The sequence below is a fragment of the Achromobacter sp. AONIH1 genome (assembly GCF_002902905.1).
Classification (GTDB): domain Bacteria; phylum Pseudomonadota; class Gammaproteobacteria; order Burkholderiales; family Burkholderiaceae_B; genus Achromobacter.
Map to the genome: position 1 here is coordinate 2,948,954 of NZ_CP026124.1, position 26,571 is coordinate 2,975,524.

The 26,571-nt window shown below is 67.0% G+C and carries 23 protein-coding genes; 17 read left to right on the forward strand and 6 right to left on the reverse strand.

The annotated features are described in order from the left end of the window. Positions 1 to 263: 263 nt before the first annotated feature. On the reverse strand, positions 264 to 1,253 hold the full coding sequence (locus C2U31_RS13405) for a malate dehydrogenase (RefSeq protein ID WP_103273205.1): 990 nt from the start codon (positions 1,251 to 1,253) through the stop codon (positions 264 to 266). A 341-nt stretch (positions 1,254 to 1,594) separates the two neighbouring features. Between C2U31_RS13405 and C2U31_RS13410 the strand changes: the two genes are divergently transcribed. The 15 genes from C2U31_RS13410 to C2U31_RS13480 all read left to right on the forward strand — a co-directional run bounded on the left by C2U31_RS13410 (position 1,595) and on the right by C2U31_RS13480 (position 16,470). After that, positions 1,595 to 2,380 carry a GntR family transcriptional regulator gene (locus C2U31_RS13410; RefSeq protein WP_103273206.1) on the forward strand — a complete coding sequence of 262 codons (786 nt, stop codon included), beginning with the start codon at positions 1,595 to 1,597 and terminating at the stop codon, positions 2,378 to 2,380. Between the two features lie 135 nt (positions 2,381 to 2,515). After that, positions 2,516 to 2,932, forward strand: coding sequence for a succinate dehydrogenase, cytochrome b556 subunit (gene sdhC, locus C2U31_RS13415; protein WP_103273207.1), 417 nt, complete (start codon positions 2,516 to 2,518; stop codon positions 2,930 to 2,932). After that, positions 2,932 to 3,315 (forward strand): succinate dehydrogenase, hydrophobic membrane anchor protein, encoded by a 384-nt coding sequence (gene sdhD / locus C2U31_RS13420; RefSeq protein ID WP_103273208.1) that lies wholly within the window; start codon positions 2,932 to 2,934, stop codon positions 3,313 to 3,315. The genes sdhC and sdhD overlap by 1 nt, the downstream gene beginning before the upstream one ends. Before the next feature lie 3 nt (positions 3,316 to 3,318). Next, positions 3,319 to 5,097, forward strand: a complete 1,779-nt coding sequence (sdhA, locus tag C2U31_RS13425; RefSeq protein ID WP_103273209.1) for a succinate dehydrogenase flavoprotein subunit — start codon at positions 3,319 to 3,321, stop codon at positions 5,095 to 5,097. Between the two features lie 18 nt (positions 5,098 to 5,115). Next, a complete protein-coding gene (locus C2U31_RS13430) occupies positions 5,116 to 5,832 on the forward strand; it encodes a succinate dehydrogenase iron-sulfur subunit (RefSeq protein ID WP_024068140.1) in 717 nt (238 codons plus the stop codon). 164 nt (positions 5,833 to 5,996) lie between these two features. Beyond that, entirely contained in the window at positions 5,997 to 6,257 is a 261-nt protein-coding gene (locus C2U31_RS13435) for a succinate dehydrogenase assembly factor 2 (RefSeq protein WP_103273210.1), read from the forward strand. 19 nt (positions 6,258 to 6,276) lie between these two features. Then, the gene (locus C2U31_RS13440; protein ID WP_103273211.1) at positions 6,277 to 7,587 is read left to right on the forward strand and encodes a citrate synthase; all 1,311 of its coding nucleotides are present in this window, start codon (positions 6,277 to 6,279) and stop codon (positions 7,585 to 7,587) included. A gap of 340 nt (positions 7,588 to 7,927) precedes the next feature. Next, positions 7,928 to 8,875: a helix-turn-helix domain-containing protein gene (locus C2U31_RS13445; protein WP_158658363.1), complete on the forward strand. Its 948-nt coding sequence runs from the start codon at positions 7,928 to 7,930 to the stop codon at positions 8,873 to 8,875. A gap of 296 nt (positions 8,876 to 9,171) precedes the next feature. Continuing rightward, positions 9,172 to 10,587 carry an amidase gene (locus C2U31_RS13450; RefSeq protein ID WP_103273213.1) on the forward strand — a complete coding sequence of 472 codons (1,416 nt, stop codon included), beginning with the start codon at positions 9,172 to 9,174 and terminating at the stop codon, positions 10,585 to 10,587. Positions 10,588 to 10,627: 40 nt separating this feature from the next. Next, on the forward strand, positions 10,628 to 11,866 hold the full coding sequence (locus C2U31_RS13455) for an ABC transporter substrate-binding protein (RefSeq protein WP_158658364.1): 1,239 nt from the start codon (positions 10,628 to 10,630) through the stop codon (positions 11,864 to 11,866). 70 nt (positions 11,867 to 11,936) lie between these two features. Further along, positions 11,937 to 12,797 carry a branched-chain amino acid ABC transporter permease gene (locus C2U31_RS13460; protein ID WP_233772754.1) on the forward strand — a complete coding sequence of 287 codons (861 nt, stop codon included), beginning with the start codon at positions 11,937 to 11,939 and terminating at the stop codon, positions 12,795 to 12,797. A gap of 1 nt (position 12,798) precedes the next feature. Then, positions 12,799 to 13,842 carry a branched-chain amino acid ABC transporter permease gene (locus C2U31_RS13465; protein ID WP_103273215.1) on the forward strand — a complete coding sequence of 348 codons (1,044 nt, stop codon included), beginning with the start codon at positions 12,799 to 12,801 and terminating at the stop codon, positions 13,840 to 13,842. Continuing rightward, a complete protein-coding gene (locus tag C2U31_RS13470) occupies positions 13,842 to 14,570 on the forward strand; it encodes an ATP-binding cassette domain-containing protein (RefSeq protein ID WP_103273216.1) in 729 nt (242 codons plus the stop codon). Before C2U31_RS13465 ends, C2U31_RS13470 begins: the two co-directional genes overlap by 1 nt. Further along, on the forward strand, positions 14,567 to 15,262 hold the full coding sequence (locus C2U31_RS13475; protein ID WP_233772756.1) for an ABC transporter ATP-binding protein: 696 nt from the start codon (positions 14,567 to 14,569) through the stop codon (positions 15,260 to 15,262). The genes C2U31_RS13470 and C2U31_RS13475 overlap by 4 nt, the downstream gene beginning before the upstream one ends. Before the next feature lie 92 nt (positions 15,263 to 15,354). Beyond that, positions 15,355 to 16,470, forward strand: a complete 1,116-nt coding sequence (locus C2U31_RS13480; protein WP_103273217.1) for a hypothetical protein — start codon at positions 15,355 to 15,357, stop codon at positions 16,468 to 16,470. Positions 16,471 to 16,488: 18 nt separating this feature from the next. Here the strand turns inward: C2U31_RS13480 and C2U31_RS13485 are convergent, their stop codons facing one another. Together C2U31_RS13485 and C2U31_RS13490 are read right to left on the reverse strand one after the other, a co-directional pair. Beyond that, positions 16,489 to 17,838 (reverse strand): sensor histidine kinase KdpD, encoded by a 1,350-nt coding sequence (locus tag C2U31_RS13485; RefSeq protein WP_103273218.1) that lies wholly within the window; start codon positions 17,836 to 17,838, stop codon positions 16,489 to 16,491. Further along, positions 17,835 to 18,503 (reverse strand): response regulator transcription factor, encoded by a 669-nt coding sequence (locus C2U31_RS13490; protein WP_103273219.1) that lies wholly within the window; start codon positions 18,501 to 18,503, stop codon positions 17,835 to 17,837. The genes C2U31_RS13485 and C2U31_RS13490 overlap by 4 nt, the downstream gene beginning before the upstream one ends. 165 nt (positions 18,504 to 18,668) lie before the next feature. On the opposite strand from C2U31_RS13490, the gene C2U31_RS13495 reads away from it, so the two are divergent. Next, on the forward strand, positions 18,669 to 19,436 hold the full coding sequence (locus tag C2U31_RS13495; protein ID WP_199770997.1) for a MipA/OmpV family protein: 768 nt from the start codon (positions 18,669 to 18,671) through the stop codon (positions 19,434 to 19,436). Positions 19,437 to 19,445: 9 nt separating this feature from the next. Then, the gene (locus tag C2U31_RS13500; RefSeq protein WP_233772758.1) at positions 19,446 to 20,330 is read left to right on the forward strand and encodes a LysR substrate-binding domain-containing protein; all 885 of its coding nucleotides are present in this window, start codon (positions 19,446 to 19,448) and stop codon (positions 20,328 to 20,330) included. Between the two features lie 13 nt (positions 20,331 to 20,343). On the opposite strand, the gene C2U31_RS13505 is transcribed toward C2U31_RS13500, so the two are convergent. The 3 genes from C2U31_RS13505 to mdeB all read right to left on the reverse strand — a co-directional run bounded on the left by C2U31_RS13505 (position 20,344) and on the right by mdeB (position 26,375). Continuing rightward, positions 20,344 to 20,796 carry a DUF2214 family protein gene (locus C2U31_RS13505; RefSeq protein ID WP_103273221.1) on the reverse strand — a complete coding sequence of 151 codons (453 nt, stop codon included), beginning with the start codon at positions 20,794 to 20,796 and terminating at the stop codon, positions 20,344 to 20,346. Positions 20,797 to 21,006: 210 nt separating this feature from the next. Further along, positions 21,007 to 23,301 (reverse strand): NADP-dependent malic enzyme, encoded by a 2,295-nt coding sequence (locus tag C2U31_RS13510; RefSeq protein ID WP_103273222.1) that lies wholly within the window; start codon positions 23,299 to 23,301, stop codon positions 21,007 to 21,009. Between the two features lie 374 nt (positions 23,302 to 23,675). Then, positions 23,676 to 26,375, reverse strand: coding sequence for an alpha-ketoglutarate dehydrogenase (gene mdeB, locus C2U31_RS13515; RefSeq protein WP_103273223.1), 2,700 nt, complete (start codon positions 26,373 to 26,375; stop codon positions 23,676 to 23,678). Positions 26,376 to 26,571 lie beyond the last annotated feature (196 nt).

Below are 26,571 nucleotides of genomic sequence, written 5' to 3' on the forward strand. Positions count from 1 at the left end.
TGTGCCGGTCCGAGGCGGGCCCGGCGCCGGCTCGTGGCTGGCGTCCGACCTTACCTCGGGTCCGGAAAATAAATCTGTCCCCTGCGCGACAATCGTTTGCGACGCATTGGCGGCGGCGCAAGCGGACAGGTGTATTTGCCGGGGCGCAGGCGTCCGAAGACGCCTGGCGGGCGGCCTGCGATCGCATGGCGCGGATGGCGCCCGCGCATCGCCGGCCTGTGAATTGGGCCCGCGAACGGGCCCAATTTTCATGCTCGACCTGATTACTTCAGCAGGTCCTTCACGCCGTCGCGCTCTTCGAGCAGCTCTTTCAGCGTGAAGTCCAGGCGCTCGCGCGAGAAGGCGTCGATTTCCAGGCCTTCGACGCGCTTGTATTCGCCGTTTTCGGTGATGACCGGCACGCCGTAGATGATGCCTTCGGGGATGCCGTAGGAACCGTCGGACGGCACGCCCATCGTCACCCACTTGCCGTTGCTGCCCAGGACCCAGTCACGCACGTGGTCGATGGCGGCGTTGGCGGCCGAGGCGGCCGAGGACAGGCCGCGCGCCTCGATGATGGCGGCGCCGCGCTTGCCCACGGTGGGGATGAAGGTGTCGCGGTTCCAGGCGTCGTCGTTGATCAGCTTGGCCAGGCTCTGGCCGCCGACCGTGGCGAAGCGGAAGTCGGGGTACATCGTGGGCGAGTGGTTGCCCCACACGACCAGCTTTTCGATGTCGGCCACGGCCTTGCCGGACTTGGCGGCCAGTTGCGACAGGGCGCGGTTGTGGTCCAGGCGCAGCATGGCGGTGAAGTTCTTGGCGGGCAGGTCCGGCGCCGACTTCATGGCGATGTAGGCGTTGGTGTTGGCCGGGTTGCCGACCACCAGCACCTTGACGTTGCGGCTGGCGACGTCGTTCAGGGCCTTGCCCTGGGCCGTGAAGATCTGGGCGTTGACGGACAGCAGGTCCTTGCGTTCCATGCCGGGGCCGCGCGGACGGGCGCCAACCAGCAGGGCCACGTCGGCGTCCTTGAAGGCGGTGCGCGGGTCGCTGTGGGCGGTGACTTCCTGCAGCAGCGGGAAGGCGCAGTCATCCAGTTCCATGATGACGCCCTTCAGGGCCTTTTGCGCTTTCTCGTCGGGGATTTCCAGCAGTTGCAGGATGACAGGCTGGTCTTTGCCGAGCATTTCGCCGGAGGCGATGCGGAACAGCAGGGCGTAGCCGATTTGGCCGGCGGCGCCGGTGACGGCGACACGCAAGGCGGGCTTGGACATGGACGTTCTCCGTAAGTGTTTGGCGAGAAGAAATCTCGACAATCAGTGTAATCGTTGGGCGCGGAAACTCAGCGCGGGCATGAGCCTCTGACAGCCCGAAATCCTAGATCGAATTTACGTGAGCGTCAATTTCTCTTATATCTTATATAAGACATAAGACGTTGGACAACGCCGCCGGCGATGTGCCACAATGGAGCGTTTGTTCGAATGCGTCGCGGCACAGCCGGCTGCGCGCCTGTTCCTAGGCCAGATCACCGGCGGCGGCGCATCGTGGATGAGCATGGATCCCGTGCGCCGCATACTCATTCATCCGGATGGACATGACACTTTCAAGACGATCCATGGCAGACCCACGGCCCGAAACCGCCCTACGCACACGCGCCGCCCGTCCGGCGGGCGAGGGGGCCGCTTTCAGTCCGCTGTACCGCCAGATCAAGGAACTGCTGGTGCAGAGCCTGGACCGCGGCGAATGGAAGCCCGGCGAACTGATCCCCAGCGAAATCGACCTCGCCGCCCGTTTCCAGGTGAGCCAGGGCACGGTGCGCAAGGCGGTCGATGAACTCGCCGCCGAGCACCTGCTGCTGCGCCGCCAGGGCAAGGGCACCTTCGTCGCCACCCACCACGAAGCGCGCGTGCGCTACCGCTTCCTGCGCCTGGCCGCCGACGACGAGGCCCAGGCCGGGTCCGGCCGCGCCGAAAGCCGCATCCTGGAATGCCGGCGCCTGCGCGCGCCGGCCGAGATCGCGCGCGGCCTGGAGCTGCGCGCCGGCGAGGCGGTCATCATGATCCGCCGCCTGCTCTGTATGGACACGACCCCCACCGTGGTGGACGACATCTGGCTGCCCGGCGCGAGTTTCCGCGGCCTGACGCTGGAGCTGCTCACCGCCAACAAGGCCCCGATGTACGGCCTGTTCGAATCCGAGTTCGGCGTCAGCATGGTGCGCGCCGACGAGAAGCTGCGCGCCGTGGCGGCGCCGGCCGAAATCGCCCCCTTGCTTAATGTTTCCCCCGGCGCGCCGTTGCTGCAGGTGGACCGAGTGTCCTATACCTATGGTGACCGCCCCATGGAAATCCGGCGGGGTTTGTACTTGACCGATCGCTACCACTACCGCAATAGTTTGAATTGATGAGCTTTTTCCCTACGATTTGATACCAACCCGTTCTCTGGGCGAAAATACTGTGTTTGCCCGCGAGGGCCACGCAGAGTTCCGCCAGTTTTTTACGCCGTAACGATTCCCTAGTTCAGAAACACCGAGGCCGTCATGTCCGACACCGCTGCCAAGCCACGCCCGCAGTTTCGCAATATTGGTCTAGCCCAAGTTGCGTTCTCCTATCGCCTGCCCCTGGCCGGCAAGCTGTCCATCCTTCACCGCGTGAGCGGTGTGTTGCTGTTCCTCTGTCTGCCCTTGGTCATCCTGCCGCTGTTCGCGGCCAGCGTGGCCGCCCCACAGACGTTCGCGGCCGTGGCTGCCTACGCGGGTAATCCGATCGTCAAGCTCGTCCTGCTGGTCCTGATTTGGGGCTATCTGCACCACTTCTGCGCCGGCATCCGCTACCTGCTGCTGGACCTGCACATCGGCCTGGACAAGCAGTCGGCCAAGAAGAGCGCCGGCGTGGTCTTCGGCATCAGCCTGGCGCTGACCGTCGTGTTCGCCCTCAAACTGTTCGGAGTGCTGTAATGGCCGAAGCAAAGAACTACGGCGCCAAGCGCCTGGTCGTAGGCGCGCACTACGGCACCATCGATTTCATCATTCAGCGCGTCACCGCGGTCATCATGGCCGTCTACACGCTGGTGCTGCTCATCGGCATCCTGGTGATGCCCGCCTTCACGTACGAGAACTGGACCGCGCTGTTCACGTTCTACGTGGGCGTACTTCCGGTCGGCCAGCTCCTGGCCACCCTCGCATTCATTGCGCTGGCCTGGCATGCCTGGATTGGCGTGCGCGACCTCTGGATGGACTACGTCAAGTCGGTGGGCTTGCGCCTGCTGCTGCAAGTGCTGACGATCCTCTGGCTGGTCGGTTCGGTCGTTTATTTCGCGCAAATCCTCTGGAGCATCTAAGCCGTGGTCTCTGTCATGAAATCCTTGCCGCGCCGCCAGTTTGATGTGGTGGTCGTCGGCGCCGGTGGAGCCGGCATGCGTTGTTCCCTGCAACTGTCCCAGGCCGGCCTGTCGGTCGCCGTGCTGTCCAAGGTGTTCCCGACCCGTTCGCACACCGTGGCGGCGCAGGGCGGCGTGAGCGCCTCGCTGGGCAACATGAGCGAGGACAACTGGTACTGGCACATGTACGACACCGTCAAGGGCTCGGACTGGCTGGGCGACCAGGACGCCATCGAATTCATGTGCCGCGAAGCGCCGAACGCCGTGTACGAGCTCGAGCACTTCGGCATGCCGTTCGACCGCAACCCCGACGGCACCATCTACCAGCGCCCGTTCGGCGGCCACACCGCCAACTTCGGCGAGAAGCCGGTCCAGCGCGCCTGTGCCGCCGCCGACCGCACCGGCCACGCGCTGCTGCACACCCTCTACCAGCGCAACGTCGCCGCGCGCACCCAGTTCTTCGTCGAATGGATGGCGCTGGACCTGCTGCGCAACGAAGCGGGCGACGTCGTGGGCGTGACCGCCCTGGAAATGGAAACGGGCGAGATCTACATCCTGGAAGCCAAGACCACGGTGCTGGCCACCGGCGGCGCCGGCCGCATCTGGGCCGCTTCCACCAACGCCTTCATCAACACCGGTGACGGTCTGGGCATGGCCGCCCGCGCGGGCATCCCGCTGCAGGACATGGAATTCTGGCAGTTCCACCCGACCGGCGTGGCCGGCGCCGGCGTGCTGATCACGGAAGGCGTGCGCGGCGAAGGCGGCATCCTGCTGAACAAGGATGGCGAACGCTTCATGGAGCGCTATGCGCCCACGCTGAAGGACCTGGCCCCGCGCGACTTCGTGTCCCGCTCGATGGACCAGGAAATCAAGGAAGGCCGCGGCTGCGGTCCTGACGGCAGCTACGTGGTGCTCAAGCTCGACCACCTGGGCGCCGACGTGATCAACAAGCGCCTGCCCTCGATCCGCGAAATCGCCATCAAGTTCGGCAACGTCGACCCGATCAAGGAACCGATCCCCGTCGTCCCGACCATCCACTACCAGATGGGCGGCATCCCGGCCAACTATCACGGCCAGGTGCTGACGCGCGAAAACGGCGAGAACAAGATCGTCAACGGCCTGTACGCCATCGGCGAATGCGCCGCGGTGTCGGTGCACGGCGCCAACCGCCTGGGCACGAACTCGCTGCTGGACCTGATCGTCTTCGGTCGCGCCACCGGCAACCACATCGTCAATTCGCACCCGGAACACCAGCACTCGCACCAGCCCGTGCCGCAGCAGGCCGTGGAATTCTCGCTGGACCGCGTCAACAAGCTGGAATCGCGCACCTCGGGCGAAAAGACCCAGGACATCGGCAACGCCATCCGCTTCTCGATGCAGCGTCACTGCGGCGTGTTCCGCACGCTGGAGCTGCTGAACGAAGGCGTGACCCAGATCGAAGACCTGGCCAAGCAAGCCGACAACATCTACTTCAAGGACAAGTCCAAGGTGTTCAACACCGCGCGCGTCGAGGCGCTGGAACTGGCCAACATGACCGAAGTGGCCCGCGCCACGATCAAGTCGGCCGCCAACCGCACCGAAAGCCGCGGCGCGCATGCGCTGGACGACCACCCGACCCGCGACGACGAGAACTGGCTGAAGCACACGCTGTGGTACTCCGAAGGCAGCCGCCTGGACTACAAGCCCGTGCAGATGAAGCCGCTGACGGTCGAGTCCTTCCCGCCCAAGGCGCGTACCTTCTAAGTCCGGATAGAGCCTACTATGAGCACCAAGAGAATCGTCAAGTTCGAAATCTACCGCTACGATCCGGACAAGGACGAGCGTCCCTACATGCAGAAGCTGGAAGTCGAGCTTCAGCCGACCGACAAGATGCTGCTCGATGCGCTGGTGCGCATCAAGAACGACGTCGACGACAGCCTGGCGCTGCGCCGCTCGTGCCGTGAAGGCGTGTGCGGTTCGGACGCCATGAACATCAACGGCAAGAACGGCCTGGCCTGCACGACGAACCTGCGCGAGCTGAAGGAACCGATCGTGCTGCGTCCGCTGCCCGGCCTGCCGGTGATCCGCGACCTGATCGTGGACATGACGCACTTCTTCAACCAGTACCACTCGATCCGCCCGTACCTCATCAACGACACGCCGCCGCCCGAAAAGGAACGCCTGCAGTCGCCCGAGGCCCGCGAAGAGCTGGACGGTCTGTACGAGTGCATCCTGTGCGCGTGCTGTTCCACTTCCTGCCCGTCGTTCTGGTGGAATCCGGACAAGTTCGTCGGCCCGGCCGGCCTGCTGCAGGCCTACCGCTTCATCGCGGACAGCCGCGACGAAGCCACCGGCAGCCGCCTGGACAACCTGGAAGACCCGTACCGCCTGTTCCGTTGCCACACCATCATGAACTGCGTCGACGTCTGTCCGAAGGGCCTGAATCCGACCAAGGCGATCGGCAAGATCAAGGAACTGATGGTCCGCCGGACGGTCTAGTTTCAAGCAGCTTTTTTATCGCCGCGCGCTCCGGGATCGGGTCCTCCCGGAGCGCGGCACGCCGAAGGGCGGCGCGGGTTGCAGGCATTGTGCCGCCGGGCCGCTCCCAGGCGGCAACGCCCCCGCGGGCGCGGCGCGCGTAGGGCCTTCATTTAGGTGTAACGATGAGCAGGCTTACTGAACTGGAGCGGGCGCGACTGCGTTGGCGGGCGCGCCGCGGCTTGCTCGAAAACGACTTGATCATCACCCGGTACCTCGACGCCCATGAGGCCGAGCTCACCGACGATGACGTAGCCGCATTGACGCAGCTCTTCGAGTTGGGAGACAACGATCTTCTCGACCTGCTGCTGGCCCGCAAGGAACTCGAGGGCGCGCTGGACACGCCCCGGCTCCGCAACATCATCGGCCAGATGCGGTCGCTCTGATTAATTGAGAGGAAAAAACATGAACCTGTCTGACAAAAAAGCCACGCTATCCTTCTCGGACGGCAGCGCCCCCATCGAGTTTCCCGTCTACAAGGGCACGGTCGGTCCGGATGTGATCGACATCCGCAAGCTGTACGGCCAGACGGGCATGTTCACGTTCGACCCCGGCTTCATGTCCACCGCCGCCTGCGAATCGGGCATTACGTACATCGACGGCGACAAGGGCGAGCTGCTGTACCGCGGCTTCCCCATCGAACAGCTGGCCGTGAACTGCGACTTCATGGACATCTGCTACCTGATCCTGAACGGCGAACTGCCGAACGCGACTCAGAAGGCCGATTTCGACTCGCAAGTGACCCATCACACGATGGTGAACGAGCAGCTGCACTTCTTCCTGCGCGGCTTCCGCCGCGACGCGCACCCGATGGCCGTGCTGACCGGCCTGGTCGGCGCGCTGTCGGCGTTCTACCACGACTCCACCGACATCACCAATCCCCAGCACCGCCACATCTCGGCCATCCGCCTGATCGCCAAGATGCCGACGCTGGTCGCGATGGCGTACAAGTACTCGCAAGGCCAGCCCTTCATCTATCCGCAGAACGACCTGTCCTACACGGGCAACTTCCTGCGCATGATGTTCGCCACGCCGTGCGAAGAGTACAAGGTCAACGAAGTCGTCGAGCGCGCGCTCGACCGCATCTTCATCCTGCACGCCGACCACGAGCAGAACGCCTCGACCTCGACCGTGCGCCTGTGCGGCTCGTCGGGCACCAACCCCTTCGCCGCCATCTCGGCCGGCGTGGCTTGCCTGTGGGGCCCGGCTCACGGCGGCGCCAACGAAGCCTGCCTGCAGATGCTCGAAGAACTGCAAGCCAACGGCGGCATCGCCAAGGTCGGCGAGTTCATGGAGAAGGTCAAGGACAAGAACTCGGGCGTGCGCCTGATGGGCTTTGGCCACCGCGTCTACAAGAACTACGACCCGCGCGCCAAGCTGATGCAGGAAACCTGCAAGGAAGTGCTCTCGGCCCTGGGCCTGGAAAACGACCCGCTGTTCAAGCTGGCCATGGAACTGGAACGCATCGCCCTGTCGGATCCGTACTTCGTGCAGCGCAAGCTGTACCCGAACGTGGACTTCTACTCGGGCATCGTGCAGCGCGCCATCGGCATCCCGACCTCGCTGTTCACGGCCATCTTCGCGCTGGCCCGCACGGTGGGCTGGATCGCCCAGTGGAACGAAATGCTGTCGGACCCCGACTACAAGATCGGCCGTCCCCGCCAGCTGTTCACCGGCTCGGTCACGCGCGACGTGCCCCCGATGGACAAGCGCTGATCCTTCCGCGCTTGCGCAGACAAACCCGCCCGCTGTGGCGGGTTTGTTTTTTTGGGCGCCCGGGATCAGGCGCTTGCGCGTGGCGTCGAGCCAGGCGGCCCTGGCATGGCCGGCGCTGTCAGATCTGACAGGGAACGGGTAAACACCAATTCAAAGGCATATGCCTTTTGGCAGAATCCCCCGAAAACAGCGAGGGCGGAAAGCCCCTTGCGGCAGCACGCAGGCAGCAGCATCAAGCATCAGGCAGCAACTGGCGTCGGGCCGCGGCAGCGGGCGGGGCCAGCCGCAGTCCCGTAAAGATAGCGCCGCTCGCCGGCGTCAGCCCTGCCGGGGGGAAAATTTGAAGCTGAACTATTCAACCGAGGCGCTGACCGAGCGTCAGCGGCCGGAATACTGGAACGAAGTTGTCTGCAAGCATTGCGTCCTGGCAGACAGCACCATCGAAAGCCCGCGCAAGTTCATCGGCAAGTACGCCGCCAAGTCGATCGACGACATCGAGATCTCCCGGATGTCCTCGCCGCGCCATGTCTGGGAGCGCGAGGCCACCCATATGCGCAAGGACTCGAACGAGGCCTTCCTGCTGACGCTGATGGAATCCGGGATCGGCCATCTGTCGCAGTCCGGCCGTTCCACGCAGGTCAACAATGGCGACATCGCGCTGTACGATGCGGAGCGCCGGTTCACCTATGACGTGACGCCTGAGTCTGTCCTATTGTTACGTATCCCGCGCAAACAGCTGCTGTATCGCGCGCCCCTGGCCGAGCGCTACACGGCGGTGCGCTTCACGCCGGACAAGCCCATCACCGGCCTGCTGGCCAGCAGGCTGCGCGAAGCCGCCAGCGCAAATTTCACCGAAGACCTGCCCGCCGGCGTGCAAAAGCAGTTTGCCGCGTCATTGCTCGATCTGCTGGCCGCGACCATCCAGGTGCAGATGGCCGGCTGCGATCCCGAGGCCGACGAACGCGAGCGGCGGTTGCAGCGGGTCAAGCAGTACATCGAATCGCAGCTGGATGATCCGCTGCTGACCGTGGACCGCATCGCCAGCGCCCTGAACATGTCCGAGCGCACGCTGACCCGCTTGTTCGCGCACAGCGGCAGCACGCCCATGCGCTGGGTCTGGCAACGGCGTCTCGAGGCCGCGTATTGCGCGTTGAAGGAGGGCCGGGCGCGGCAGGTGACCGTAGCGGCGTTCCGCAATGGCTTCAACGACGTCGCGCACTTCAGCCGGCTCTTCAAGCTCAGCTACGGCCATTCGCCGAAGGATCTGCTGAGCCGCCCGAGGCGCTGAACGGCGTCGAACGACACCGACCGCAAAGCCGGCCGCGAGCCCTGGAATGGGCCGCGCGCCGGCTTTTTTCATTGCCGCCGCCTCAAGATGAAAAGCGCCCCCTCGGGGGACAGCAAGCGCACGTAGTGCGCTGCGCTGTCTGCATGCCTAGTCCGTGGCGGCCACAGTCAAGCGCCGTGGCCGTCACGAGCAAGAAATCCTGTTCCGAGCGCCTTAGTCTGCATGCAGGCAAGCATCTGGGCATTTCAGTGTGTTCACGGCGCGGGCGCGCCAACTGCACGGACAGGGAGAACGGGATGAATCACGATGATCTGCACTACATGGGCATGCGCGAAATCGGCCTGGCCATCCAGGCTGGCGAGCTTTCCTCGGAAGCCGTCACCGAACGCCAATTCGAACGCATCGCCCAGCTTGACGGCCGGCTCAAGAGCTACGCATTGCTCATGAAGGACGGCGCGCTGGCGGCCGCGCGCCAGGCCGACAGGGAAATCGCGCTGGGCCAGCTGCGCGGTCCGCTGCATGGCGTGCCCGTGGCCGTCAAGGACCTGTGCTGGACCGCCGACGCGCCGACGGCCTTCGGCACCACGATCTACCGTGGATTCCAGACCCACGAGGACGGCACGGTGGTGAAACGCCTGCGCGAGGCGGGCGCCGTCATCCTGGGCAAGGTGCAGCTGACAGAGGGCGCGCTGACGGATCATCATCCTGATATCGATCCGCCCGTGAACCCCTGGAATCCCGCGCACTGGACCGGCGTGTCCTCCAGCGGCTCCGGCGTCGCGCCGGCGGCGGGCCTGTGCTACGGCGCCATCGGCACCGACACCGGCGGCTCCATCCGCTTTCCCTCGGCGGCCTGCGGCGTGACTGGCATCAAGCCCACCTGGGGCCGCGTGAGCCGCCATGGCGCGTTCGAGCTGGCGGCCTCGCTCGATCACCTGGGTCCCATGACCCGCAGCGCGGAAGATTCGGCGGCGATGCTGGGCGTCATCGCGGGCGCCGACGACAACGATCCCACGGCCAGCCAGTTGCCGGTGCCTGACTATCTGCGCGAAATGGAGCGCGGCGTCCGGGGGCTGCGCATCGGCGTCGACACACGCTGGAACCACGATGATGTCGACGCGCCCACGCGCGGCATGATGGACGAGGTTGTGCGGGTAATGACGGAGCTGGGGGCCGAGATCGTCGAGGTCCGCGCGCCGGACGCGGTCGACGTGCAGCGCAACTGGTTCAACCTGTGCGGCATCGAGGCCGCCGTGGTCCACGAAAAGACCTACCCCTCGCGCAAGGACGAGTACGGCCCGGCCTTGGCCAACCTCATCGAAACGGGTCGGGCGCTGCGTGGCACCGACTATCAGAAGATCCTGCTGCAGCGGGCCGCGTACACGGGCCGGATGCGCGCGCTGATGCGGCAGGTGGACGCGCTGCTGGTGCCGACCACGCCGATCGCCTCGCCGACGGTGGCGCAGATGCACGTCTCCGGCCAGGAATACGTGGACATCTGGTTCGCCATGATGCGGTACACGGCGCCGCTGGACATGGCCGGCGTGCCCACCATCACGCTGCCGGGCGGCTTCCTGGCGGATGCGGGCACGCCCATCGGCTTTCAGTTCGTCGGCGCCGATTTCCGCGAAGACCTGATCGTGCGCGCCGCGCACGCCTATCAGCAGGCCACCGACTGGCATCGCCGTCGCCCCGACCTGGCCTGGGTCTGATACGTCCTGGTCACGGACTCTCTCAATGGAAGGAGCCTCCATGTCTCTCAATCGACGCGGTTTCATCAAGACGGCCGCCGGCGCGCTGGCCTACGCCAGCAGCTTCGACCTGCTGGCGCAGGCGAAGATCGATTCGTCCAAGTCCATCAAGGTCGCCAACCTGCTGGACAAGACCGGCGTGCTGAACAACTACTGCCTCAAGCAGATCAAGGCGGTGGCCATGGCGGCCGACGAGATCAACGCCGCCGGCGGCCTGCTCGGCCGCAAGGTGGAAATCATCTTCTATGACACGCAATCCAGCAATCGGCTCTACTCGCAATACGCGACCCAGGCCTTCGTGCGCGACAAGGTCGATGTGATTCATGGGGCGGTCGCCAGTTCAGCGCGCGAGGTCGTCCGACCCATCGTGCAGCGCTTCAAGGGCCTGTATTTCTACAATGCACTGTACGAAGGCGGCGTCTGCGACCGGCGTCATGTCTGCCCCGGCATGGTGCCGGGACAGGAGCTGGATCCGCTGGTCGACTACGTGATCAAGGAGCGCAACGCCAAGACCCACTACATCCTGGCCGCTGACTACAACTATGGCCAGATCACCAGCAAGTGGCTGCAGAAATTCATCCGCGAAAAGGGCGCCAGGGACGTCGCGGTCGAGTTCTTTCCACTGGACGTGACCAACTTCGCGCCCGCGCTCAGCCGCATCCAGGCGGCCAGGCCGGACGCCGTGTGGTCCGCCCTGGTCGGCGATGCCCACATGAGCTTCTACCGCCAGTTCGAATCGACCATCGGCAAGAAGAACATGACGCTGGTCGGCACCGTGTACGGCGCGGCCCGTGAAAACGCCATGCTGAGCGCGCAGGAGAACGACGGCACCATCATCGCCGCGTCCTTCATCGACACGCTGCCCACGGAAGCGGCAAGAGGCTTCGTCCAGCATTTCGCGCGGTTCACCGGAGAATCCGACTACATCGGCGAGTATGGCGAGTACGGCTATCGGGGCATGATGCTCTGGGCCGAGGCCGTGCGGCGCGCCGGCAGCGTGGAACCCGACAAGGTGATCGCGGCGCTGCCGGGCACGCGCTACGACGGTCCCGGCGGGCTGTATTCCATCGACGAACAGGCCAACCACACCGTCATGGACATTCATATCGCCATCGGCAACAAGGACAAGGGCTTCGACGTCGTCAAGTCGTTCCCCCAGCGTCAGCCCAGCGATACGCAGGCGGTATGCGACCTGCGCCGCAACCCCGACGACACCCGGCAGTACGAACCCAAGCTCTAGATCCGGATGCGCCCGCGCCGCCCATTCCGGCCGCGCGGACGCGCCCCTGCCTTACGCTGCGGAGAACGCCTTGGCATCGATCTACACCAACCTCTACCTCATCGTCTTCTCGATCTCGTTGATGCTGCTGATCAGCCTGGGACTGGCGGTGATCTTCGGCATGATGAAGGTCATCAACCTGGCCCACGGCGAATTCATGATGGTGGGCGGATACGCCTGCGTGCTGTCCGTCAACGCCGGCGCGCCGCTATGGCTGGGCGTGCTGGCCGGCGGCGTCGTCACGGGCCTGGCCGGCATCGTGGTCGAGCGGCTGGTGATCCGCCACCTCTACGGCAGGATGATGGACACGCTGCTGGCCACCTGGGGACTGTCGTTGCTGTTCGTGGGCGCGGCCACCACGGTGTTCGGCGCCTCCAGCATCGGCCTGTCGACGGACTTCGCCAACGTCGCCATCGGCGGCATGAACGTGTCTTCCTACAACCTGGCGATCTGCGCATTCTCCCTGGCCCTGGTGGCGCTGTGCTGGTGGCTGGCGGTGCGGACCAAGGCCGGCCTGATCGTGCGGGGCACCATGCAGGCGCCGGAAATGGCCTGCTGCCTGGGCGTGGACAGGAACCGGGTTTACATGGCCACCTTCGGGCTCGGGTCCTGCCTGGCCGGGCTTGCCGGCGCGGCGCTGGCGCCCCTGACCGGCGTCAGCCCGGCCATGGGCGGCTTCTTCGTGGCCAAGGCCTTCATCACCGTCATCGTCGGCGGCCATCTGCCCCTGGTCGGCGCCAGCGCGGCGTCCACGCTGTTCGGCGCGATCGATGGCGCGGTGTCCTACGCCTACAGCTCCGTGCTGGGCGAGGTCACGATGCTGATCGCCGCGGTCCTGCTGCTGCGCATGCTGCCGCTGGGCATCACCGGCCGCATGAAGCGAGGTATCTAGCATGAGCGGTTCCACGTTTTCCATGGATTTCGACGCGCATGCGGGCCGTTCGCCGCGGCGTCCCTGGTGGTTCTCGGTGCTTGCCTGCACGGCGCTGATGCTGGCCGTGCCGCAGTACGGCGACACCGCGATGCAGCTCGACTTGTCGCTGGTGATGATCCTGTCCCTGCTGGCGCTGAGCATGGGCTTCCTGTGGGGCTACGTCGGAATCCTCAGCTTCGGCCAGACGATCTTCTTCGGACTGGGCGGCTATGCCTACGCGCTGTGCAGCCTCAACACGGACCTGCCGCTGGCGGCGTTCGCGCTGGCCGCCGTCGTGCCCATGCTGTTCGCGCTGCTGCTGGGCTACTTCATGATGTACGGCCGCATCAGCGACATCTACCTGAGCGTCATCACGCTGGTCGTCACGCTGATCTTCGAGAAGGGCGTGCGCGCCACCTCGGGGCCCGAGTACGTGATCGGCAGCGTGCGGCTGAACGGCCAGAACGGGATACCGGGATTGCCGGGCCTGCCGCTGCGGATCGGTCCGCTCGACCTGCAGTCCATCGAGGGCATTTTCTATCTGGCACTGGGCTTGCTGGCGCTGGCGTACATCGGCATCCGCCTGTTCCTGGCCAGCGCGCCAGGGCGCGTGATGGTGGGCCTGCGCGAAAACGAGCGCCGCATGGAACTGCTGGGGTACGACAGCCGGCGGTACAAGCTGATGGCCTTCGTCATCGCCGGCGGCCTCGCGGGCCTGTCCGGCGGCCTGTACGCGCTGTGGGGCAACTTCGTCGGCCCGGAAATGTTCAGCCTGAATCAGGCCGCGATGGTGGTCATCTGGGTGATCGTGGGCGGGCGCTCGCTGCTGCTGGGCGCGATCATCGGCACCTTGCTGATCCAGTATCTCACCACCTGGCTGGGCACGGTGGGCGTGGGGCAGGTCACGCTGACCCTGGGTTTCATATTGATTCTCTGCGTGCTGCTGTTTCCGCAGGGGCTGGTGCCGGCATGCAGGAGCCTGCTGGGCCGGCTGCAGCCGCGGCGGCGCGAAGGGAGCGACTGATGACGCAGCCAGACATCATTCTCGAAGCGCGTGGCGTGGGCAAGCGCTTCGGCGGCGTCAGGGCGTTGGGCAATATCGACTTCACCCTGCGGCGAGGCGAACTGCGCTGCCTGATCGGGCCGAACGGCGCGGGCAAGAGCACCTTCTTCAAGCTGCTCAGCGGTCAGATGGCGCCGTCGGAAGGTGACGTCCTGTTCGATGGTCGCAGCATCCGTCGCGCGCAGCCGCATGCCATCGCGCAGCGGGGCATGGGCATCAAGAACCAGGTGCCCACCGTGCTGGACGGCCTGACGGTGGACGAGAATCTGTGGCTGGCGGCCAGGAGCGCCTGCGGTTCCCGTGCGGCCCGGGACCGGGCGGAGCAACTGAAGGCGCGGCTGGGGCTGCGCGCCGTCGCCCGCAGGCTGGTGGGCGAGCTGGCCCACGGCCAGCGCCAATGGGTGGAGATCGGCATGGTGGTGGCGCGCGAACCCAAGGTGATTCTGCTCGACGAGCCGGCGGCTGGCATGAGCGACGAGGAAACCGTGCGCATGGCGGAGCTGACCCTGGAACTGAATGCGCGGGCGGCGGTGGTGGTGGTCGAGCACGACATGGCCTTCATCGGCAGGATCGCGCGCATCGTCACGGTGTTTCATCAAGGCGGCATCCTGAAGGAAGGCTCATTCGCGCAGATCATCGCCGACCCGAGGGTGCGCGACGTTTATCTGGGACGGGGGCGCGGCGCATGAACCTGCTGACGGTCAACCATCTGTCGTCCGGCTATGGCCGCATCCCGGTCCTGGACGGCGTTCGCTTCCATGTCGGCGAATCGGAATTCCTGGGCGTGCTAGGCCACAACGGCATGGGCAAGTCCACGCTGCTCAAGACGCTGATGGGCGTGCTGCCCGCCAGCGCGGGCGAAGTCTGCCTGCAGGATGTGGACATCACCCATCTGCCTGCGCATGCGCGCGCCCGCCTGGGCATGGGGTATGTGCCGCAGGGGCGCGGCATCTTTCCCGGCCTGTCCGTGCTGGACAACCTGCGCTTTTCCGCCAAGGCCAATCCCGGCCGCAGCATGGACGTGGAAGAGATCCTGGCCGAGTATCCGCGCTTGAAGCCCCTGGCTAGCCGCCCGGGCGGCGCCCTGAGCGGCGGCGAACAGCAACTGCTGGCGCTGGCGCGGGCCCTGGTGGCTCGGCCCCGGCTGCTGTTGCTGGACGAACCCACCGAAGGCATCCAGCCTTCCATCATCGACGAGATCGTGGACAAGCTGAAGGAGTTGCGCGCGCGCCTGGGGCTGACCATCGTGCTGGTGGAGCAGAACATCGACTTCATCCGCCAGCTGTCGGATCGTGTGCTGCTGATCCACAAGGGCGTCATCACGCGGGCTTTGCAGCCCGATGAGCTGACAGACGAGTCGGCGCTGGATCATTTCACCTAGCAGAAAGGAGGGCGAGCCGCTCGCGCAGCGGATTGAAACGCTGGGATACACAGGAGCGGATACGTGTATCGACTCGCGTATCATGCTCAGCCATGATTCCCGTCGCGCTACCTTCGATCGAATCCCTGCTCCTGCTGTTCGCCTCGATGGGCGCGGGAGTGTGTCTGCTGATATGGCTGTTGCGGTTGCTGTTGAGCCGGCGGGCGCGTTCCCGCTTCGCCGCCAGGCCGGTGCTGGGCGTCGTGCTGATGCTGGTCTTGGCGCTGGCCGCCAGCTTCTACCTGTCATTCCAATACCAGGTGTGGCAGATTGACCGCGAATTCGCGCGCCGCGATGCCGCCCGACGCGTGACGCTGGCCCAGGCGCAGACGCTGGGCGGCGTGCTGATGCCGGCCGGCGCGCGGCTGACGCTGGCGAAGGAAGGTGAGCTGGAAACCTTCACCGAGGCGCTGTTCGACCCGCCGGCGCCGGCCTTTGGCCTGCGTGTCTCTCGCATCGAACGCTACCTGCACACCGACTACGATTCCAAGACGTACGAGGAGCTGCGCCGCTATCCGCACACCATCCACCTGTGGGGCGAGGGCCCGCAGCAGGTCGAGGGCTGGTTGTGCGATACGAGCCAGAAACTGCGCCTGCGCGTGGAGGACGAAGGGACGCGGCCAGAATTCGCCGAATGCGTGCTGGCCGGGGGCAATGCCATCGAAGGGGGCGTGGGGCGCTGGCCGGCCGGAACCGAGTTGCTGCGTATGGGGGGAGGCGTCGTCTACACGGATGGGCACCGCGAGCCGGTGAACTGGATGGTTCGCGTGCGCGATCCGCTGGGACTGCCGCTGGCGGGCCTGACGCTGGGCCGGCCCACGGTTCAGCTGGATGAAAACCGCCAGCTGCTGGCGGTGTCGGATGCCGAGCTGGCCTGCCCCTTGACGCTGGGCGAGATGCGCTATCCGGCGGGCACGCAGGTGAAGACGGCGGGCTATCCGCTGCGCCAGCGCTTCCCGTCGCAGTCCTGGGTGTTCAGCCCGGTAGCGCCCGGCCAGGCGACGCGCGCGGGTCAGTCGCAGCCGGTGAACGATGGCACGTCGGTGGTGCAGACGCCGGACGGCGCCGTGCTGGGCGTGCTGTCCAACGAAGAGGCCGGCGTGCTGCGCTTCGCGCGGATCATCGTCAACGAGACGGATCCGCAGGAACCGCCGGTGCACTGCCCCTGATGCGCGGGCGCCGCGACGTCAGGGCGCGGACGACGGGAACGTGACTGTCAGCGCGATGCCTCGGTTCTGCAGCCCGACCCCCAGCGTGATGTCCGCGCCGTGGCGCCGGGCGATCTGCGCGACCAGCGCCAGGCCGATGCCGCTGCCGCGCTCGCCGCTGCCCGCCACGCGGTGGAAGCGGTCGAAGACGCGCTGCCGTTCCTGCGGCGCAATGCCGGGGCCGTTGTCCGCTACCTTCAGCACCGCGCCGCCGTCTTGCCTGTCGCGGCACGACACCATCACATGGCCGCCCGCGGGCGTGTAGCGCAGCGCGTTGTCCAGCAGATTGCGCAGCAGCACGCCCAGCGCATCCAGGTTGCCCATGACGGCGCAGGGCTGCGTGTCCAGGACGATGCGCTGTTGCTTGCGCTGGGCGGCGGCCTCGTAGTCGCGCGCGATCATGTTCGCCAGCTGGTCCAGGCGCAGCGTTTCCGGCACGCTGTCGCACAGGGTATCGGTGCGGGCCTGGTCCAGCAGCTGTTCGGTCAGGCGGCCGGTGCGTATGGCCACGGCGCGCAGCTTGTCCACGGCTTCGGCGCGTTGCGGCGTGTCGGGGCTGCGCGCCACCAGTTCGGCCTGGGCGCTGAGCGCGGCCAGCGGCGTGCGCAGCTCATGGGCGGCGTTGGCGAGGAATTCACGCTCGCGCTCGACCGTCGCGCGCTGGCGTTCGAGCAGCTGGTTGATCGAATCGATGAACGGCCGCAGCTCGGCCGGCATGCCCGCCAGCGGCACCAATGTCTGATCCTGCGGCTGGCGTCGCAGGATCATGTCGCCCGCGCGGTCCACCGGCTTGAAGGCCCGGCGCATCACGCCCAGGGCCGCGGCCACGAGCAGCAGGAACATCAGCGTGGCGAAGATCAGGCCGCGCGTCAGGCGGTGGACATAGTTTTCCCGCAACGCCTGGGTGGATTTGGCGGCCTGGACCTGGACGCGGCCGCTGGCGTCGTTGAGGGCATAGGCGCGCCAGGTCTGTCCGCCAGAATCAGAAGTGGCATAGCCGGGTTTGAAGTCGGCGACGAAGGGCGCGTCCGGCGTATCCGGCGTGCGCTGCAGCAGCCGGCGATCAGCCAGCGACCAGACCTGCACGCGGGTCTGATCGGCGTCCTCCTCGGGCGTGGTGGCGACCGCCAGGCCCGCGCCGGGCGCGCGTTCGAGCAGACTGTCCGGCGCCAGCGTCATGGCCTGCACCGCCGCATCGCGCAGGGACTGGTCCCATTGGCCGGTCTGCTCGTCGGTCACCATGCGGTGCTGGAGCGCGAAGGCCGCGAACCAGGCGAGCGTCATCGTCAGCAGCAAGGCGGCCGCCAGGCGCTTGCGCAGGGATTTCATGGCGTATCGCCCGTTTCGATGCGGTAGCCCACGCCGTGCGCGGTGACGATCAGGCCTTCGCCGAGCTTGCGCCGCAACTGGTGGACATAGACCGCCACGGTATTGCTCTCGATGGTGCCGCTGCCGCCATATACCGCCACCTCCAGCTGTTCACGGCTGACGGTCTGGCCCATGCGCTCCATCAGGGCCAGCAGCGTGCGGTATTCGTGGGCGCTGAGGCTGACTTCCCTGCCGGCGCGCGTGACGATCTGGCGGGCCGGTTCGATCGCCACATCGCCCCGGCGCATGGCCGAGACCACGGTGTTGCTGCTGCGGCGCAGGACGGCGCGCAGCCGGGCCTGCAGTTCGTCGAGCTGGAACGGCTTGACGATGTAGTCGTCGGCGCCGGCGTCCAGGCCGGCGACGCGTTCGCTCAGGCGGTCGCGCGCGGTGATGATGAGCACGGGCGTGGCGTCGTAGCGCGCGCGCATCGAGGCCAGTACCTTCAGGCCGCTGCCCTCGGGCAGCCCCAGGTCCAGCAGCACCGCCTTGTAGTCGTGCTCGACCAGGGCGAGGCGGGCGTCGGACAGGCTGCGGACCCAGTCCACCCGCGCGCCGTCCTGCGTCAGGCCGGCGCACACCGCGTCGCCGAGCATGGCGTCGTCTTCAATGAGCAAGATCCGCAAGGGGCCTCCGGGCCGCCGGGACAGGGCGCGAGGCGCGGTCCCCGGGGCTTAAAGAATTCTTAAAAGGTCCCCGCCAGAATGCGGCGCTGGGGTTACAGGCCCCTGGCCGGCGACGTTCCCGGCCGTGATCAACCGCCTGGAGCATGAACCTTGATGAAAACAAGTATGGGCATATTAACAAGCCGTTTCCTGGCAACCGCGGCATCGATGCTGGCGGCGGCTGCCGTCCAGGCCGAGGGCGACGGCCGGAATGTCGTGGGGCTGGGGGTGGGCGTGGTGCCGGTCTACCAGGGCTCCAGCGAGTACCGGACGCTGCCGGTGCCCATGCTGAACTATGAGTCGGGCAGCTTCTTCGTGACCCCGCGCGCCGGCCTGCCGGCCATGGGATTGAAGACGCGGCTGGCGCAGGATTGGGAGGCCGGCGTATTCGTCGGCATGGGCCTGAACCGCGATTCCAGCGATGCCGATCGCCTGAAAGGACTGGACGATATCGACTACCACGCAACCTATGGCGCCTTCGTGGAATGGCGCCCCGGCCCCTACGCGCTGGGCCTGGCCTACCGCCAGGCCGCCCATAAAGGTTATGGCGGCGTCATGGAGCTGCGCGCCAGCTACCTGGCCTGGCGCGACGACAGCAATGCGCTGCGCGTGGGCGTCAACGCCGAATGGGCCAACGGCGACGCCATGCAGACCTGGTACGGCGTCACGCCGGGCCAGGCCGCCCGCAGCCGCGCCGGTCTGCACGCCTATTCCCCGTCTTCGGGCTTCCAGTCGGCGTCGCTGTATGCCGCCTGGTCGCATCAGTTGTCCGCGCGCTGGAGCACGGTCGCCACGCTGGGCGTATCGACGGTGCTGGGCGACGCCCGCGACAGCCCGTTGGTCGAGCGCGACAGCAATGTGTTCGGCAGCGTGGGCATGGTCTACGCGTTCTGAGCGGGTCCGATGAAGCGCTTGCAGGACATGGAAATGTTCGCCGAGGTCGCCGCGCGCGGCAGCTTCAGCCTGGCGGCCGCCGCGCTGGGGCTGCCACGGTCCACGCTGTCGCGCAGGCTGGCGGGGCTTGAGCGCTCGGTCGGCCTGAGCCTGCTCAGCCGCAGCACGCGCAAGCTGGCGCTGACCGAGGCCGGCCAGCTATACCTGAAGCGCTGCCGGCGCATCCTGGCCGAGGCCCGGCTCGTCCATGAGGAACTGCAGGACGGCAACGCGCCCTTCGAGGGCCTGCTGCGCGTCAATCTGCCGGCGGGCTTCGCCACCGAGGCGCTGGCGGGGGCCTTTGTGGACTTCACGCGCCACCATCCCGGCATGCGGCTGCAGCTGAACCTGGCCAATCCGGAGCACGCGGGCCGCGTGTTCGACGCGGCGGACCTGACCCTGTGCGTGGGCGAGCCGCCGGTATCGTCGCGCGTCGCGCATCATCTGGGTTTCGTGTCCGGCGGGCTGTATGCCGCCGAGGCCTATCTGGCGGCCAGGGGCGAACCGGCGCATCCGTCGGACCTGCGCGAGCAAGATTGCATCGGCTTCAGGCTGCGCGCCGATGGCTTGGCGGCGCGCTGGCCGCTGGCCTGCGGCGACGAGCGCGTCGAGGTGCGGCCCGCGAGCCGTTTCTCGGTCAATGAAGCCGGCATGGCGCGGCGGCTCGCGGCGCTGGGCGCCGGCGTGGCCGCGCTGGGCGGCGACCAGGAACCCTATGTGCGCGCGGGCATGTTGCGCAGGATCCTGCCGCAATGGCGCGTGGCGCCGCTGCCCGTCCATGCGCTGACCGAGACCCGTCTGCTGCCCGCGCGGGTGCGGGCGCTGGCCGGGCATCTGGCGCGGCGCCTGGACTGAGCCTGGCGCGGCGCTACATGCCGATGCCGCGCGCCATCAGCACCGCGCACAGCGGCAGCAGGATGAACAGGTGTGATTCGATCATGACCCAGCGCCGGGCGCGGCGGATCTCGGGCTCGGAGGGCACGAAGCCCGGCTGCTGGCGCGCCTGCTTCTGCCAGCGCAGGAAGCTGAGCGTGGGCGGGATCGAACAGAGCCCGATCACGATGAAGAGCGTGATCTTGGCGTGGAACCAGGGATTGGACATATAGAAGGCGGCGCCCTTGGCGCCCAGCGTCAGGCGCAGCAGGCCCGTGGCCAGCACGGCCAGCGCCGAGAACATGTAGACGCGGTCATAGAGCGCGAGCCGGCGCACCGTGTCCGGCGCCAGGCCGGGGCGCAGCAGCACGGCCTCGGCGGTCATGACGACCACCAGCACGAAGATGGCGAGATAGTGGATCCAGGCGAGCAGGGCGTCTTGCAGCATGACGGTGTCCAGAAACGGGGAGTTGGGATGCCCAGTTTTTAACACCGAGGCGCGGGACGGCACCAGCGCGCCGGCATGACAGCGGCCGTCAGTGGGCATTCTTCGCGTGGCGCGAGGAGGACGGCGCGCCGGCGTTCCCGGCCAGACCGTGCGCGCGAAAAAAAAGGGCGCCCCCTTTGGGGCGCCCTGCCTGCGGTACCGCGTGCCGGCCTAGCGGCGGCGGGCGGCCTCGGCGGCTTCCTGCTGCGCGTCCACCACGGCCAGCGCCGTCATGTTGACGATGCGGCGCACGGTGGCGCTGGTGGTCAGGATGTGCACGGGGCGGGCCGCGCCCAGCAGGATCGGACCCATCGCCACGCCATTGCTGCCGGTCATCTTCAGCATGTTGTAGGTGATGTTGCCGGTGTCCAGGTTGGGCATGACCAGCAGGTTGGCGCGACCCTTCAGGGTGCTGTCCGGATAGGCCAGCACGCGGATCTTCTCCGACAGCGCGGCGTCGGCGTGCATTTCACCGTCCACTTCCAGGTCGGGCGCGCGTTCCTGCACGCGCTGGCGCGCGGCGGCCATCTTGCGCGACGACTCGGTCTGGCGGCTGCCGAAGTTCGAGTGCGACAGCAGCGCGATCTTCGGCACCACGCCAAAGCGCAGCATCTCGTCGGCGGCCTGGATGGTGATGCTGGCGACTTCCTCGGCCGAGGGGTTCTCGTTGACGTGCGTGTCGGTGACGAACAGCGTCTGGTCGGGCAGCATCAGCACGTTCAGCGCGGCGTAGGTCTGGCCTTCCTTCCTGCCGATGATCTCGTCGATGTACTTGAGCTGGTTGTCGTACTTGCTGGCCACGCCGCACAGCAGCGCGTCGGCATCGCCACGACGCAGCAGCATCGCGCCGATCAGCGTGTTGTGCTTGCGGATCATCGCCTTGGCGATGGCCGGCGTCACGCCCTCGCGGCCCTTGAGCTGGTAGTAGGCGTTCCAGGTTTCGTTGAAGCGGCCGTCGTCCTCGGGATCGACGATCTCCAGGTTCACGCCCGGCGTCATGCGCAGGCCGAACTTCTTGATACGCATCTCGATGACGGAGGGGCGGCCGATCAGGATGGGCTGGGCCAGCTTCTCGTCGATGACGGTCTGCACGGCGCGCAGCACGCGCTCGTCTTCGCCATCGGCGTAGATGACGCGCTTGGGCGCCTTCTTGGCCTGGGCGAACAGCGGGCGCATCAGCTGGCCCGAGTGGTACACGAAGCCCATCAGCTTCTGGCGGTAGGCTTCGATGTCCTCGATGGGACGGGCGGCCACGCCGGACTCGGCGGCGGCCTGGGCCACGGCCGGGGCGATCTGCACGATCAGGCGCGGATCGAAGGGCTTGGGGATGATGTAGTCGGGGCCGAACGACAGTTCCTGGCCGGCGTAGGCGCGGGCCACTTCGTCGTTCTGCTCGGCCTGGGCCAGGTCGGCGATGGCCTTCACGCAAGCCAGCTTCATTTCTTCCGTGATGCGCGAGGCGCCGGCGTCCATGGCGCCGCGGAAGATGAAGGGGAAGCACAGCACGTTGTTGACCTGGTTCGGGTAGTCCGAACGGCCGGTGGCGATGATGCAGTCGGGACGCGCGGCCTTGGCGACTTCCGGGCGGATTTCCGGCTCGGGGTTGGCCAGGGCCAGGATCAGCGGACGGTCGGCCATGGTCTTGACCATGTCGGCGGTCAGCACGCCGGCGGTCGAGCAGCCCAGGAACACGTCGGCGCCGTTGACCACGTCGGCCAGCGTGCGCGCGTCGGTCTTCTGCGCGTAGCGCTTCTTGTTGGCCTCCATGTTTTCGTCGCGGCCGTCCCAGATCACGCCGCGCGAGTCCACCACGTAGATGTGCTCGCGCTTGACGCCCAGGTGCACCAGCAGGTCCAGGCAGGCGATGGCGGCGGCGCCGGCGCCCGAGCAGGCCAGCTTGACCGAGCCGATGTCCTTGTTCACGACCTTCAGGCCGTTCAGGATGGCGGCCGACGAGATGATGGCGGTGCCGTGCTGGTCGTCATGGAAGACCGGGATCTTCATGCGCTCGCGCAGCTTCTTCTCGATGTAGAAGCACTCGGGCGCCTTGATGTCCTCGAGGTTGACGCCGCCCAGCGTGGGTTCCAGCGCCGCGATGATGTCGACCAGCTTGTCGGGGTCGTTCTCGGCCAGTTCGATGTCGAACACGTCGATGCCGGCGAACTTCTTGAACAGGCAGCCCTTGCCTTCCATCACGGGCTTGGCGGCCAGCGGGCCGATGTTGCCCAGGCCCAGCACGGCGGTGCCGTTGGTGATCACGCCCACCAGGTTGCCGCGCGAGGTGTACTTGGACGCGGCGTCGTCGCCCTGGTCGAAGATGGCCATGCACGCGGCGGCCACGCCCGGCGAGTAGGCCAGCGACAGGTCGTCCTGGTTGGCCAGCGTCTTGGTCGGGGTGACGGAGATTTTGCCCGGGGTCGGGTAGGCGTGGTAGTCCAACGCCAATTTAGCGAGAGTGTCGTCCATGGGGATAGGGCCTGCGAGGGCCATCAACGGTGAAACGGAAACGGGAAACAAAAATGCGGGCCTGGGGCCCGCGTATTCTTTGGGGAAATGCCTGGGAACGTCCGTATTTCACCAGAAAGCGGGCGCGAGCGCTTGCTGCGCCGCAACGAGCAGCGGATTCAGGGTGGACTTTGATCAAGCCGGCGCGTGATCGCGGCGGGAAATCCGCGCGGTTCGGGCTGCGGGCGGGCCGCGAAAGGAATGGGGGGCGACGAGAGGCGGTAATGCCGGCCTGGGACAAGTCCGACGGCGGACCTGGATCCGGGAACAGGTCGGTGGGGAATGGGCGGCGGGGAGGCGGCCTCGCCGCAATGGCGCGGCCGCCTCCCTGTGTTTCACTGCGCCCAGGGCGGCGTATGGCGCGTTGCCGCGCCCAGCCGCTCGCGCAGCGCCTGGACGTCGGCCGCGCGTCCCAGGCTGTCCAGCGCTTGCAGCACGATCCAGTCGCGGCCGACCTCGAAGAAGTCGCGCAGCTGCGCCCGCGTGTCGCTGCGGCCGAAACCGTCGGTGCCCAGCGTGCGGTAGGGCGCGGGCACCCAGGCGCGGATCTGTTCGGGCACGGCGCGCACGTAGTCGCTGGCGGCGATCACGGGGGCCTGGCTGTCGCCCAGGCAGGCCCGGACCCAGTCGGCATCCGGGGCCGCCGGCAGGCCCAGCAGGCGGGCGCGCTCGGCTTCGCGGCCGTCGCGCGCCAGTTCGGAATAGCTGGTCACGCTCCAGACCTCGGCGTCCACGCCGTATTCGTCGCGCAGGCGATCGGCCGCCAGTTCGGCCTCGCGCAGCATGGGGCCCGAGCCCAGCAGGCGCACCTGGGCCTGGCCGCGCGCCGGGCGCAGCCGGTACAGGCCGCGCAGGATGCCCGCGCGCGCCGCCGGGTCCGCCGGCATGTCGGGCTGGGCCAGGTTCTCGTTGGTGACGGTCAGGTAGAAGAACTCGTCGTGCTGCTCGTCCAGCATGCGGCGCATGCCGTATTCCACGATCACGGCGACCTCGTAGGCGTAAGCCGGATCGTAGGCGCGGCAGTTGGGCACGGTGGCCGCCGTCAGGTGGCTGGAGCCGTCCTGGTGCTGCAGGCCCTCGCCGCCCAGCGTGGTGCGGCCCGAGGTGGCGCCCACCAGGAAGCCGCGCGTGCGCTGGTCGGCTGCGGCCCAGATCAGGTCGCCGATGCGCTGGAAGCCAAACATCGAGTAATAGATATAGAACGGCAGCATGGGCAGGCCGTTCACCGAATAGCTGGTGCCGGCGGCGGTCCAGGACGAGATCGCGCCGGCCTCGGTGATGCCTTCCTCCAGGATCTGGCCGTCGCGCGCCTCGCGGTAATAGAGCACCGAGCCGATGTCCTCCGGCTCGTACAGCTGGCCCTGCGCCGAATAGATGCCGATCTGGCGGAACAGGTTGGCCATGCCGAAGGTGCGCGCCTCGTCGGCCACGATGGGCACGATGCGCGGGCCCACGGTCGCGTCCTTGAGCAGGGCGGTCAGCATGCGCACGATGGCCATGGTCGACGACATTTCCTTGCCGTCTGCCTCCAGCGCGAAGCGGCCCCACTGCGCGACCTCGGGCGCGGGCAGGCGCGGCGACTGCGTGTTGCGACGGGGAATGTGGCCGCCCAGCGCCGCGCGCCGCGCCTGCAGGTGGCGGATCTCGGCGCTGTCGGGCGCCGGGCGGTAGAACTTCAGCGCCAGGCAGTCGGCGTCCGAGATCGGCAGCGCGAAGCGGTCGCGGAAGGCCAGCAGTGCTTCGTCGTCCAGCTTCTTCTGCTGGTGCGTGGTCATCTTGCCCTGGCCGGCCGTACCCATGCCGAAGCCCTTCTTGGTCTGCGCCAGGATGACGGTGGGCTGGCCCCGGTGGCGCGCCGCGCGATGGTAGGCGGCGTGGATCTTCACCATGTCGTGGCCGCCGCGGTGCAGGCGGTCGATGGCGTCGTCGGTCCAGTCGGCCACCAGCGCCGCCAGCTCGGGATTCTGGTTGAAGAAATGCGCGCGGTTGAAGGCGCCGTCATTGGCGGCGAAGGTCTGGAACTGGCCGTCCACTGTGTTGGCGAAGGCGCGCGCCAGCGCGCCGGTGGCGTCGCGCCGCAGGAGCGCGTCCCAGTCGCTGCCCCAGACCAGCTTGATGACGTTCCAGCCGGCGCCGGCGTACAGCGTTTCCAGCTCATCGATGATGCGGCCGTTGCCGCGCACCGGGCCGTCCAGCCGTTGCAGGTTGCAGTTGACCACGAACACCAGGTTGTCGAGCTTCTCGCGCGCGGCCAGAGTCAGCGCGGCGATCGATTCGGGCTCGTCCATCTCGCCGTCGCCGAAGATGCCCCAGACCTTGCGCTCGCTGGCAGGGGCCAGCGAGCGGTGTTCCAGGTAGCGCATGAAGCGGGCCTGATAGATGGCGTTGATCGGGCCGATTCCCATCGAGCCGGTGGGAAACTGCCAGAAGTCCGGCATCAGCCACGGGTGCGGATAGGACGACAGGCCGCGCAGGCCGCGCGCCCGCGCCGTGATCTCCTGGCGGAAATGCGCCAGGTCCTCGTCGTTCAGGAAGCCTTCCAGGTAGGCGCGCGCATAGACGCCCGGCGCGGAGTGCGGTTGCATGTAGACCAGGTCGCCGGGACCGTCCGGACCCTGCGCGCGGAAGAAATGATTGAAGCCCACCTCGAACAGGTCGGCGGCCGAGGCATAGCTGGCGATGTGGCCGCCCAGCTCGCCGTGCGCCTGGTTGGCCCGCACCACCATGGCCAGCGCGTTCCAGCGATTGATGCGGGCGATGCGCTCTTCCACCGCCAGGTTGCCGGGGAAGGGCGGCTCCTGGTCGGCCGGGATGGTGTTCAGATAGGCGCTGCGGGTCTGGCCGTTGGCGCGCAGCCCCAGCGACGCGGCGTGGGCCAGCAGATTCTCCAGCACGTAACCGGCGCGGCCAGGGCCGGCGCTCTGCGCCAGCGCCTGCAGGGCCTCGCGCCATTCGGCGGTTTCGGCGGGATCGGCGTCCTCGGTGGCGGCTTGCCGGAGGTCTTGCCCGGCGTTCGGATGGCTGGCGTCGCACATGGTGAAATCGTCTCCTGTTATAGCGCTCATGCTAGACCCTGGCCTCCGGTATGAGTGTCCAAATTCCCGTGCGGTATCGTAGGGATTCAGCATAATCTTCCGCGATTTTTTTCGCTGGCGGCAGTTTCTGCCGTGCAATGCGTTTGATGTCGCGCGACCACTGGGCGGACGCGGGCAGGCTAGAATTCGCGGTTTG

Excerpts from the sequence above, each read along its gene's own strand:
- C2U31_RS13405 (WP_103273205.1), bottom strand. The coding sequence starts at position 1,253 with ATGTCCAAGCCCGCCTTGCGTGTCGCCGTCACCGGCGCCGCCGGCCAA.
- C2U31_RS13410 (WP_103273206.1), top strand. The coding sequence starts at position 1,595 with ATGGCAGACCCACGGCCCGAAACCGCCCTACGCACACGCGCCGCCCGT.
- sdhC (WP_103273207.1), top strand. The coding sequence starts at position 2,516 with ATGTCCGACACCGCTGCCAAGCCACGCCCGCAGTTTCGCAATATTGGT.
- sdhD (WP_103273208.1), top strand. The coding sequence starts at position 2,932 with ATGGCCGAAGCAAAGAACTACGGCGCCAAGCGCCTGGTCGTAGGCGCG.
- C2U31_RS13430 (WP_024068140.1), top strand. The coding sequence starts at position 5,116 with ATGAGCACCAAGAGAATCGTCAAGTTCGAAATCTACCGCTACGATCCG.
- C2U31_RS13435 (WP_103273210.1), top strand. The coding sequence starts at position 5,997 with ATGAGCAGGCTTACTGAACTGGAGCGGGCGCGACTGCGTTGGCGGGCG.
- C2U31_RS13440 (WP_103273211.1), top strand. The coding sequence starts at position 6,277 with ATGAACCTGTCTGACAAAAAAGCCACGCTATCCTTCTCGGACGGCAGC.
- C2U31_RS13450 (WP_103273213.1), top strand. The coding sequence starts at position 9,172 with ATGAATCACGATGATCTGCACTACATGGGCATGCGCGAAATCGGCCTG.
- C2U31_RS13455 (WP_158658364.1), top strand. The coding sequence starts at position 10,628 with ATGTCTCTCAATCGACGCGGTTTCATCAAGACGGCCGCCGGCGCGCTG.
- C2U31_RS13465 (WP_103273215.1), top strand. The coding sequence starts at position 12,799 with ATGAGCGGTTCCACGTTTTCCATGGATTTCGACGCGCATGCGGGCCGT.
- C2U31_RS13470 (WP_103273216.1), top strand. The coding sequence starts at position 13,842 with ATGACGCAGCCAGACATCATTCTCGAAGCGCGTGGCGTGGGCAAGCGC.
- C2U31_RS13475 (WP_233772756.1), top strand. The coding sequence starts at position 14,567 with ATGAACCTGCTGACGGTCAACCATCTGTCGTCCGGCTATGGCCGCATC.
- C2U31_RS13480 (WP_103273217.1), top strand. The coding sequence starts at position 15,355 with ATGATTCCCGTCGCGCTACCTTCGATCGAATCCCTGCTCCTGCTGTTC.
- C2U31_RS13485 (WP_103273218.1), bottom strand. The coding sequence starts at position 17,838 with ATGAAATCCCTGCGCAAGCGCCTGGCGGCCGCCTTGCTGCTGACGATG.
- C2U31_RS13495 (WP_199770997.1), top strand. The coding sequence starts at position 18,669 with ATGGGCATATTAACAAGCCGTTTCCTGGCAACCGCGGCATCGATGCTG.
- C2U31_RS13500 (WP_233772758.1), top strand. The coding sequence starts at position 19,446 with ATGAAGCGCTTGCAGGACATGGAAATGTTCGCCGAGGTCGCCGCGCGC.
- C2U31_RS13505 (WP_103273221.1), bottom strand. The coding sequence starts at position 20,796 with ATGCTGCAAGACGCCCTGCTCGCCTGGATCCACTATCTCGCCATCTTC.
- C2U31_RS13510 (WP_103273222.1), bottom strand. The coding sequence starts at position 23,301 with ATGGACGACACTCTCGCTAAATTGGCGTTGGACTACCACGCCTACCCG.
- mdeB (WP_103273223.1), bottom strand. The coding sequence starts at position 26,375 with ATGTGCGACGCCAGCCATCCGAACGCCGGGCAAGACCTCCGGCAAGCC.